9 protein-coding genes are annotated in these 9620 nt (G+C 70.2%); 5 read left to right on the forward strand and 4 right to left on the reverse strand.

Annotated elements, in window-relative coordinates; genetic code table 11:
- Nucleotides 1-197 precede the first annotated feature (197 nt).
- Genes ACFW22_RS30030 through ACFW22_RS30040 form a run of 3 tightly spaced genes read left to right on the forward strand, consistent with a single transcriptional unit; the run spans nt 198 to nt 3619 of the window.
- A complete protein-coding gene (locus tag ACFW22_RS30030) occupies nt 198-1220 on the forward strand; it encodes a carbohydrate ABC transporter permease (RefSeq protein WP_386410529.1) in 1023 nt (340 codons plus the stop codon).
- A 29-nt stretch (nt 1221-1249) separates the two neighbouring features.
- Nucleotides 1250-2086, forward strand: a complete 837-nt coding sequence (locus ACFW22_RS30035) for a carbohydrate ABC transporter permease (protein WP_386410553.1) — start codon at nt 1250-1252, stop codon at nt 2084-2086.
- Between the two features lie 9 nt (nt 2087-2095).
- Nucleotides 2096-3619, forward strand: coding sequence for a glycoside hydrolase family 3 protein (locus ACFW22_RS30040; RefSeq protein WP_386410532.1), 1524 nt, complete (start codon nt 2096-2098; stop codon nt 3617-3619).
- 62 nt (nt 3620-3681) lie between these two features.
- On the opposite strand, the gene nagB is transcribed toward ACFW22_RS30040, so the two are convergent.
- The gene (gene nagB / locus ACFW22_RS30045) at nt 3682-4467 is read right to left on the reverse strand and encodes a glucosamine-6-phosphate deaminase (protein WP_386410534.1); all 786 of its coding nucleotides are present in this window, start codon (nt 4465-4467) and stop codon (nt 3682-3684) included.
- 579 nt (nt 4468-5046) lie between these two features.
- Here nagB and ACFW22_RS30050 point away from each other — a divergent pair.
- Nucleotides 5047-6513, forward strand: a complete 1467-nt coding sequence (locus tag ACFW22_RS30050) for a PAS domain-containing sensor histidine kinase (protein WP_386410556.1) — start codon at nt 5047-5049, stop codon at nt 6511-6513.
- A gap of 152 nt (nt 6514-6665) precedes the next feature.
- On the opposite strand, the gene ACFW22_RS30055 is transcribed toward ACFW22_RS30050, so the two are convergent.
- The gene (locus tag ACFW22_RS30055; protein ID WP_003953983.1) at nt 6666-6923 is read right to left on the reverse strand and encodes a WhiB family transcriptional regulator; all 258 of its coding nucleotides are present in this window, start codon (nt 6921-6923) and stop codon (nt 6666-6668) included.
- A 318-nt stretch (nt 6924-7241) separates the two neighbouring features.
- Nucleotides 7242-8210: a diacylglycerol/lipid kinase family protein gene (locus tag ACFW22_RS30060; protein ID WP_384877255.1), complete on the reverse strand. Its 969-nt coding sequence runs from the start codon at nt 8208-8210 to the stop codon at nt 7242-7244.
- A 123-nt stretch (nt 8211-8333) separates the two neighbouring features.
- Between ACFW22_RS30060 and ACFW22_RS30065 the strand changes: the two genes are divergently transcribed.
- Nucleotides 8334-8750: a hypothetical protein gene (locus tag ACFW22_RS30065; RefSeq protein WP_386410538.1), complete on the forward strand. Its 417-nt coding sequence runs from the start codon at nt 8334-8336 to the stop codon at nt 8748-8750.
- A gap of 6 nt (nt 8751-8756) precedes the next feature.
- On the opposite strand, the gene ACFW22_RS30070 is transcribed toward ACFW22_RS30065, so the two are convergent.
- The coding region (locus tag ACFW22_RS30070) for an RNA polymerase sigma factor SigF (protein WP_386410541.1) at nt 8757-9620 on the reverse strand (864 nt) is incomplete at its 5' end.

Here is a 9620-nt window from a genome sequence, read left to right on the forward strand (position 1 = left end):
ACCACGCCCCCCGCCGCGGCCCCCCAAACCGACAACACCGCGCCAAACACCCCCCCGACCCCCGCCGCCGGGGGGGGGGGCGGGTGCCCCCCCGCCCCCACCACCGGCGCTTTGCAGCGATGCAGTGATCAGCGGCCCGCTCCCCCGGGCCGTGCCCCGGTGGGCGCGGGAGCCCCAGAACCGCGAGGAATAAGACCATGACCGTGGACTCCCAGGGGACGGCGACCGCCGGTCCCCAGGACGCGCCCGGGAGGGCGGCAGCGAAGTCTCAGACTCCGCCACCTTCTCCGGGCCCGAAGGAAGTCCTTCAGCCTCCACGCGGCAGACGCTCCCTGCCCGGCGGGCTGCTGCCGTACCTGCTCGTCGCGCCGGCCCTGCTCTCCATGGCGGTGCTGCTGCTCTACCCGCTGATCCGCAATGTGATCCTCTCCTTCCAAGAGCTCAACCGGAAGGAATTCATCACCCGCGAGACGGTCTGGACCGGCTTCGACAACTACACCAAGCTCCTCGGCGACTCGCACTTCTGGTCCGTCGCCGTCCGCAGCGTCGTCTTCACCGCCGTCAACGTGGTCCTCATCATGGCGATCGGCACGGGCATCGGCCTGCTCCTGAACCGCCTCGGCAAGAAGATGCGACTGGTCCTCTCGCTGGCCCTGATGTTCGCCTGGGCCATGCCGATCGTCGCCTCCGTCACCGTCTTCCGCTGGCTCTTCGACGAGCAGTTCGGCGTCGCCAACTGGGTGATGCGCACGCTGGGCTTCTCCGGGTACGAACAGCACAACTGGTTCGAGACCGGCTTCTCCGCCCTGGTCATCATCCTGCTCCTGCTCGTCTGGGGCTCCGTCCCGTTCGTGGCCCTCAACATGTACGCCGGTCTGACCACCATCGGAACCGAGCTGTACGAGGCCGCCAAGATGGACGGCGCGAGCGGCTGGCGGACCTTCTGGGCCGTGGTCTTCCCGAACCTGAAGTCCTTCTTCATGATCACCACGTTCCTGGAGATCATCTGGATCTTCAAGGCGTTCGCCCAGGTCTACGCCATGAACCAGGGCGGCCCCGACCGCGGTTCCGAGACCCTCCCGGTCTACGCCTACATCGAGGGCGTCGGCCAGTTCCACTACGGTGTCGCCGCTGCCATCTCCATCCTGACGATCGTGATGCTCGTCGCGGTCATGTCCTTCTACTTCCGCCTGATCCTGAAGCAGGAGGAGGAGCTGTGAGCGCCACCACCACCGACACCCCGCAGAAGCTGCGCACCAGGAAGCCGCTCACGGTCGCCGCGGTCGCCAAGAACCTCAGCGCCCTCGTGCTCGCGGTCGTGTTCGTCTTCCCCGTCTACTGGATGTTCTCGTCCTCCCTGAAGCCGCAGCACGAGATCCTCACCAAGGACCCCGTCTTCGTCTTCACCCCGACGTTGGACAACTACACGACGGCCACCGGCGTCGACCTGTTCTGGACGTACGTCGGCAACAGCCTCATGGTGACCGTCGGTGCCGTCCTGCTGGCCCTCGTCGTCGCCCTGGCCGCGAGCTTCGCGATCGCCCGCATGAAGTTCAAGGGCCGCAAGGGCATCGTCCTCATCGTGATGATGGCGCAGATGGCTCCCTGGGAGGTCATGGTCATCGCGATGTACATGATCTCCCGTGAGAACGACCTGCTGAACAGCATCCCGATGCTCACGCTCATCTACTTCGTGATGGTCCTCCCCTTCACGATCTGGACCCTGCGCGGCTTCATCGCCGCCGTCCCGGTCGAGCTGGAGGAGGCCGCGCAGATCGACGGTTGCACCCGGGGCCAGGCCTTCCGCAAGGTGATCTTCCCGCTGCTCGCGCCCGGCCTGATGTCGACCTCGCTCTTCGGCTTCATCACCGCCTGGAACGAGTTCGCCATGATCCTCATGCTGAACAAGGACAAGGAGTCGCAGACGCTGACGCTCTGGCTGACCCAGTTCCAGACCGCGTTCGGCAGCGACTGGGGCGCCACCATGGCGGCCTCCACGCTCTTCGCACTCCCCGTGCTCATCGTCTTCCTCTTCCTCCAGCGCAAGGCCGTCGGCGGCATGACCGCCGGCGCGGTGAAGGGATAACGGAACCCCATGACCACTCTGGTACACGGCTCGGACACCCTGACCCGTGACGCGCTCACGGTCCTCCAGCCCGGATTCGTCGGCACCACCGCCCCCGACTGGCTGCTCCGCCGCATCGGCGAGGGCCTCTCCTCGGTCGGCCTGTTCGGCCGGAACATCGTCGACCCCGCCCAGCTCACCGCACTCACCGCGCAGTTGCGGGCCGAGCGGGACGACGTCCTCGTCGCCATCGACGAGGAGGGCGGGGACGTCACCCGCCTGGAGGTCAAGCAGGGCTCCTCCTTCCCCGGCAACTACGCCCTCGGCAGCGTCGACGACGTCGAGCTCACCCGCGCGGTGGCCCGCGAGCTCGGCCGCCGACTCGTGGAGTGCGGCGTCGACCTGAACTGGGCGCCCTCGGCCGACGTCAACTCCGACGCCGAGAACCCGGTCATCGGCGTCCGCTCCTTCGGGGCGGACCCCGACCTGGTCGCCCGGCACACCGTGGCGTACGTCGACGGCCTCCAGGGCGTCGGGGTCGCGGCCTGCACGAAGCACTTCCCCGGGCACGGCGACACCAACGTCGATTCGCACAATGCACTGCCCCGGATCGATGTGGACCTCGCCACACTGCACGCCCGTGAGCTGGTACCTTTCCGCGCGGCCGTCGCCGCGGGTACCAAAGCAGTCATGAGCGCGCATATCCTGCTCTCCGCGCTCGACCCGCACCGCCCGGCCACCCTGAGCCCGCAGATCCTCACCGGTCTGCTGCGCCAGGAGCTGGGCTTCGAGGGGCTGATCGTCACCGACGGAGTGGAGATGCAGGCCGTCTCGGCGACGTACGGCATCGAGCGCGGATCCGTCCTCGCGATCGCCGCGGGCGCCGACGCCATCTGCGTCGGCGGCGGGCTGTGCGACGAGGACACCGTGCTGCAACTGCGCGACGCGCTCGTCCATGCGGTACGGACCGGTGAACTGCCCGAAGAGCGGCTGGCCGACGCCGCGGCGCGCGTACGCGCCCTGGCGGCCTGGACCCAGGCGCACCGGGCGAGGGGGGCAGTGTCGGTGCCGGGCGCGGCAGTGCAGGAGGGGACCGCGCCCGGCGCCGACATCGGACTCGTCGCGGCCCGGCGGGCCCTCCGGGTGACCCCGGGGAAGCAGCCTTACGCTCCGGTGACCAGCGCTCCCTACGTGGCCTCCTTCACCCCGATCGCGAACTTCGCGGTCGGCGACGAGACCCCCTGGGGCATCGCGGCCGAGCTGGAGCGCCTGCTCCCCGGCACCGCCACCGGCTCCTACGACGAGCCCTCCGTGGAGGCCGTCCTGGCTGCTGCGGGCGAGCGGCGGATCGTGGCGGTCGTACGGGACGCCCACCGGCACCCGTGGATGCTCGCGGCGCTGGACGGCCTCCTCGCGGCCCGCCCCGACACCGTCGTGGTCGAGATGGGGCTCAACGAGGCGGAGCCCCGGGGAGCGCTGCACATCGCCACGCACGGCGCCGCCCGGGTCTGCGGGCGCGCCGCCGCCGAGGCCGTGGTCGGCACCATGGCCTGAGGTCGACGACGAGGGGCCCGGCACCTGGTCCAGGTGCCGGGCCCCTCGTGCGTGCGCTCGGATCAGATGCCCTGCCAGGCGGGCTTGTTCGCGTAGGTGTGGCGGAAGTAGTCCGCGAGCTTCAGCTTGGACGCGGCGGCCTCGTCGACGACGACCGTGGCGTGCGGGTGCAACTGGAGCGCGGAGGCCGGCACGAGCGCGGCCACGGGGCCCTCGACGGTCTGCGCCACGGCCTCGGCCTTGCCCTCGCCGGTGGCGAGCAGCACCAGGTGGCGGGCTTCCAGGATGGTGCCGATGCCCTGGGTGATGACGTGGTGCGGCACCTGCTCGATGTCGTCGTCGAAGAAGCGGGCGTTGTCCACGCGGGTCTGCTCGGTCAGCGTCTTGATGCGGGTGCGGGAGGCGAGCGAGGAGCACGGCTCGTTGAAGCCGATGTGCCCGTCGGTGCCGATGCCCAGGATCTGCAGGTCCACGCCGCCGGCCTCGGTCAGGGCCGCGTCGTAGGCTTCGCAGGCCGCCTGGACGTCCTCGGCGGAGCCGTCGGGGCCCATGAAGGCCTCGGGGGAGAGCCCGAGCGGCTCGACGACCTGGCGGAGCACGGTGGAGCGGTACGACTCCGGGTGGCCCGCGGGCAGGCCGACGTACTCGTCCAGCTGGGCGATCCGGGCCCGGGAGGCGTCCACGGAGCCGGCGGAGACCCGGGCGACGAGGGCGTCGTAGATCGGGATCGGGGTCGATCCCGTGGCCACGCCGAGCAGCGCGTCGGGCTTGCGGCGCAAGAGGTCGGCGATGCCGTCCGCGATGAGCTCGCCGCCCGCCTTGGCGTCCTTGACGATGACAACTTCCACGCTGTGCCTGCCGATCTGGTGAGGGGCTGGTGAAGGACCATGTGGTATAGACCAATCTAGGTCCAAATCTAGCAGAGGAGGGCCCTCCTCCCCATGCCGTTCCGGCCCGCGGACGGCGTCCCCCTCATCGTCGGCCGCCCCCGTCGCGCCAGCCACTCGGAGGGGACCCCGGGGTTCGCGGTCGGGTGGGTGCGCGGCACGCTCGGGCCGGACCGGCCCCGGTGATCGAAGGGAGGAGGGGAGGGGCGGGGAGGGCCCGGAAAAACCCGCGGGCCGCGGCGCCTGGCGGGACCCTCAGCCCGCCGGGCACCGCAGCCCGGAGTTGCTCGGCCGGGGGTGTGCGGTCCCTCGGCCGTGTGGGAGGTCTCGGCGCAGTCAGGGCAGAGAGCGCCGGGTACCTCGTCCATCCTCCTGTGCGGGGAGGATGGAGGCTCGGTTGCATTCATTGTGGACTAGACCATTCTTGTCTGTCCATCCATGGGAACGCGGTCTTTCCGGGCCCATCCTCCAACACGCGGCCCCGGAGATCCAGGTTCACCGCCTCGTAATTCCGCGGGTACGCTCGCACACGTGCCCTCCATGAACGACCTCGTCCGCCAGCACACCGCCCTGAGCGACTCCGACCTCGAGTGGCTCCACCTGCTGGTGTCGGAGTGGCAGCTGCTCTCCGACCTCTCCTTCGCCGACCTCGTCCTCTGGGTCCCGACCCTCGACGGCACCCGGTACGTCTCCGTCGCCCAGATGCGCCCCAACACCGGGCCCACCTCCTACCAGGACGACATGGTCGGCCACCTGGTGCCGCGCGGTCGCCGTCCGCTGCTCGACGCGGCCCTCGACGAGGGCCGGATCGTCCGGGAGGGCGACCCGGAATGGCGCGAGGAGGTCCCGGTGCGCGTGGAGTCCATCCCGGTGCGCAGGGAGGGGCGGGTCCTCGGCGTCATCGCCCGCAACACCAATCTGCTGACCGTCCGCACCCCCTCCCGACTGGAGCTCACCTACCTCCAGTCCGCCTCGGACCTCGCCCAGATGATCGCGGCAGGAACGTTCCCCTTTTCCGGCGAGCAGGTCGACATGGACTCCTCGCCGCGCGCCGGCGACGGCCTGGTCCGGCTGGACGCCGAGGGCATCGTCCAGTACGCCTCGCCCAACGCCCTCTCCGCCTATCACCGGCTCGGCCTCGCCGCCGACCTGGTCGGCCAGCACCTCGGTCAGATCACCGCCGAGCTCGCCCCCTCCCGCGGTCCGGTGGACGAGGCCCTGGTCAAGCTGGCGTCCGGCTACGCGCCGCGCGAGTTCGAGGTCGAGGGCAACGGCGGGGTGATCCAGTTGCGGGCGATCCCGCTCAAGCCCAAGGGCACGCGGATCGGTTCGCTGGTGCTGCTCCGTGACGTCACCGAACTGCGCCGCCGCGAACGCGAGTTGATCACCAAGGACGCCACCATCCGGGAGATCCACCACCGGGTGAAGAACAACCTCCAGACGGTGGCCGCCCTGCTCCGTCTCCAGGCGCGCCGGATGGACTCCGATCGCGGCCGCGAGGCCCTCAACGAGGCCGTGCGGAGGGTCGGTTCGATCGCCATCGTCCATGAGACGCTCTCCCAGAACCTGGACGAGCGCGTGGAGTTCGACGAGATCGCCGACCGGGTCATCGCGATGGTCGCCGAGATCTCGCCGGGCAAGGTCACCTGTCGGCGCAACGGCCGCTTCGGCATCCTCGACGCCGAGGTCGCCACTCCGCTCTCGATGGTCCTCACCGAGATCCTGCAGAACGCCCTGGAGCACGCCTTTGCGCAGGGCGAGCAGGGCGCGGTGGAGGTCGGCGCCGTCCGCGGGGAGACCAGGACCGACGCCCGGCTCCTGATCACGGTTCAGGACGACGGTCGGGGGCTGCCCGAGGGATTCGACCCGCAACGGGCCGGGAACCTCGGCCTTCAGATCGTACGGACCCTGGTGGAAGGGGAGTTGGGCGGTTCCTTCGACATGCTGCCGGGGGCCGAGCGCGGTACGAAGGTCGTCCTCGACATCCCCGTGCGGTCGCAGAAGTGATCCCGTCCGCCGGCTGCACAGCAGCGAGCCCCGGACCGAAGGGATTCGGTCCGGGGCTCGAATGCTGTGGGTTACTGCTGCGCGCTGCGGCTCAAGGGCGGTGATTGCGCACACGATGTGCGCGCCGCGTGCCCCAGGCTGTCACAGGTGGCTCAGGCGCTGGCGTTGCGCGCCCGGTTGCGAGCGGCACGGCGCTTCATCGCGCGGCGCTCGTCCTCGCTGAGGCCACCCCAGACGCCGGAGTCCTGACCGGACTCGAGCGCCCACTGCAGGCACTGCTCCATGACGGGGCAGCGGCGGCAGACGGCCTTGGCTTCCTCGATCTGCAGCAGCGCAGGACCGGTGTTGCCGATGGGGAAGAACAGCTCGGGGTCTTCCTCACGACAAACGGCGTTGTGACGCCAGTCCATGGCTGCTACCTCTCTTGGTATTACATGCGGATTGCTTGTGAATGTGAACGCTTTCACGAATCCCCCCGCAAGGGAAGGGCCGGCCGTCAGATGAACTGACGTGGTCCTTGTCACTGAGGAGGGGTTCTGGCTTTCAGTGGAGGCCGGTCTTGCGGGCCGTCCCGATCGCCAAGAAGAGATTCGCAAACCTCGGCAACGGATACAACCCCTTCCGGAAAGTTTTTTTTGATTCCTCGGTGTCGGCTAGGTCACAGCCGTACTTCTTAGGGGTGGATGCACGTCTAAACGTTCGAGTGAAAGGACTTTGGGCCCTTCCACTCACACAATCACACGCAGTGCACGGCGAACGCCTGTGAACGTCACGCTCGTACGCAGTCCCAGGTGGTCTCCGTCCATCTGCAGGGGGAGGGGGACCTTCGAATGCAAGGTGAAGTCGGTCAGGTCGTGCAAGGACACGGCGTGCTTGCCGCGCGGCCCCCGTTCCGGGGACGAGGTGAGCAGCTGGGTGCCGTAACGGGCCACTGCGGGGGCGGACAGACGGTGCAGTCCGAGCACGTCGAGCGCGGTCTCGAAGGACGCCTCCGGGGACGCGTACACCGGGCGGTTCCCCAGGTAGGTCCAGGGGGAGGTGTTGCAGATTATGGAGAGGACCAGGTCCTCGACCGGCTCCGCACCGGCCCGCTCCAAGGTGATCGTGCCGTGCCTGCGGTGCGACTCCCCCAGGAACTGGCGCACCACCTGGCGCAGATAGAGGGCGTGCGTGGATCTCTTCCCGCGCTCCCGCTGCTGCTCGACCCGACCGATCACGCTGGCGTCGAAGCCGAGCCCGGCGCAGAAGGTGAACCAGCGCTCCGGCACGCCCTCGTCCTCGGTGCCCGGCGTCCCGGACGCGAGCCCGAGGCTCACCGTCCGTGTCCGCCGCTCACGCAGGGCGTCGAGCAGTGCGCCGGTGGCCTCGACGGCGTCGTTCGGCAGGCCCAGGGCGCGGGCGAAGACATTGGTGGAACCGCCGGGAACCACGGCGAGCCCCGGCAGCCGGTCCGGATCGGGGCCGGCGTGCAGCAGACCGTTGACGACCTCGTTGACCGTGCCGTCCCCGCCGAGCGCCACGACCAGGTCGATGTTCCCGGCATCGGCGGCCCGTCGGCCCAGGTCGCGTGCGTGCCCCCGGTACTCGGTGGTGACGGCCTCCAGCTTCATCTCGCTCGCCAGCGCGTGGATGAGCACGTCACGGGTGCGGGCACTGGTGGTGGTGGCTGCCGGATTGACCACGAGAAGTGCACGCATGACCGCCAGCGTACCTACCCGACGGTACTGGGCCCAGCGCAGCCCCCGGGAGCACCCGGCCACGACGGCCCGGTCCGCCCCGGCCGGCCGGGCCCACCGGGTGCCCCGGTTACCCTGCCCTCTATGAGCAGCGCGGAGCAGACCCCCCGGCCCACCCGTCTTGCCGCCGCGGCGGTCGTCGCCGGCATCGAGGCCCTCGGGCTCCTCGCCGGAGGCGCGTACCTGTTGGTGGGCAGCCTCACCGGGACGCCCGAGGACCTCACCAGCGCCGTCATCGGTGCGGTGACGCTCCTCGCACTCGGTCTGATCCCGCTCGCCGCGGCCCGCGGCCTGTGGACGCGCCGCTCCTGGAGCCGGGGGCCGGCCGTCATCACCCAGATCCTGGCGCTGCCGGTCGCCTGGCAGATGCTCCAGGCGAACAGCGCGATGATCCCGGTCGGCATCGTCCTGGCGGTGCTCGCCGTCACCGGGCTCGTCCTCCTGGTGAGCCCCGCCACGACCGAGGCGCTCGGCATCCGGCGCCCCGGTCAGGAAGCCTGACGGCCCCTACTCCTCCACCAGGAGCTTCTCCCGCAGCTGGGCGAGCGTCCGGGCGAGCAGCCGGGAGACGTGCATCTGCGAGATGCCCACCTCCTGCGCGATCTGCGACTGCGTCATGTTCCCGAAGAAGCGCAGCAGCAGGATCCGCTTCTCCCGGGGCGGCAGGTCCTCCAGCAGCGGCTTGAGCGACTCGCGGTACTCGACCCCCTCCAGGGCCTCGTCCTCCGCGCCCAGCGTGTCCGCCACCGCCGGAGACTCGTCGTCGGTGTCCGGGACGTCCAGGGAGAGGGTCGAGTAGGCGTTCGCCGACTCCAGGCCCTCCAGGACCTCCTCCTCGGAGATCCCGAGCCGCTCCGCGAGCTCGTGCACGGTCGGTGAGCGGCCGTGCAGCTGGGAAAGCTCCGCCGTCGCCGTGGTCAGCGAGAGCCGCAGCTCCTGGAGCCGGCGCGGCACCCGCACCGCCCAGCCCTTGTCACGGAAGTGGCGCTTGATCTCGCCGACGACCGTGGGCGTGGCGTACGTGGAGAACTCCACCCCCCGCTCCGGGTCGAAGCGGTCGACCGACTTGATCAGGCCGATCGTCGCCACCTGCGTCAGGTCGTCCAGCGGCTCGCCGCGGTTGCGGAAGCGCCGGGCCAGGTGCTCCACCAAGGGCAGGTGCATCCGCACCAACTGGTTGCGCAGCTCCGCCTTCTCGGGGGAGCCCTCCGGCAGGCCGCGCAGTTCGACGAAGAGGGCGCGGGCACCGCTCCGGTCGTGCGGGTCGGGGACGGCGCGGAGCTCCGGGCCCTCGCCCTCCCCGGCCTTCTCCGCCGCCCCGGCGGCCGGGCCCTCGCTCGGGGGCAGCGCCCCGGGAGCCCCGGAGGGACC

It is taken from the genome of Streptomyces sp. NPDC058872, from assembly GCF_042743065.1.
GTDB lineage: Bacteria > Actinomycetota > Actinomycetes > Streptomycetales > Streptomycetaceae > Streptomyces.

Coding starts and splice junctions, on each gene's coding strand:
- ACFW22_RS30055 (WP_003953983.1), bottom strand. CDS start 6,923: ATGGACTGGCGTCACAACGCCGTTTGTCGTGAGGAAGACCCCGAGCTG.
- ACFW22_RS30040 (WP_386410532.1), top strand. CDS start 2,096: ATGACCACTCTGGTACACGGCTCGGACACCCTGACCCGTGACGCGCTC.
- ACFW22_RS30050 (WP_386410556.1), top strand. CDS start 5,047: ATGAACGACCTCGTCCGCCAGCACACCGCCCTGAGCGACTCCGACCTC.
- ACFW22_RS30065 (WP_386410538.1), top strand. CDS start 8,334: ATGAGCAGCGCGGAGCAGACCCCCCGGCCCACCCGTCTTGCCGCCGCG.
- ACFW22_RS30030 (WP_386410529.1), top strand. CDS start 198: ATGACCGTGGACTCCCAGGGGACGGCGACCGCCGGTCCCCAGGACGCG.
- ACFW22_RS30060 (WP_384877255.1), bottom strand. CDS start 8,210: ATGCGTGCACTTCTCGTGGTCAATCCGGCAGCCACCACCACCAGTGCC.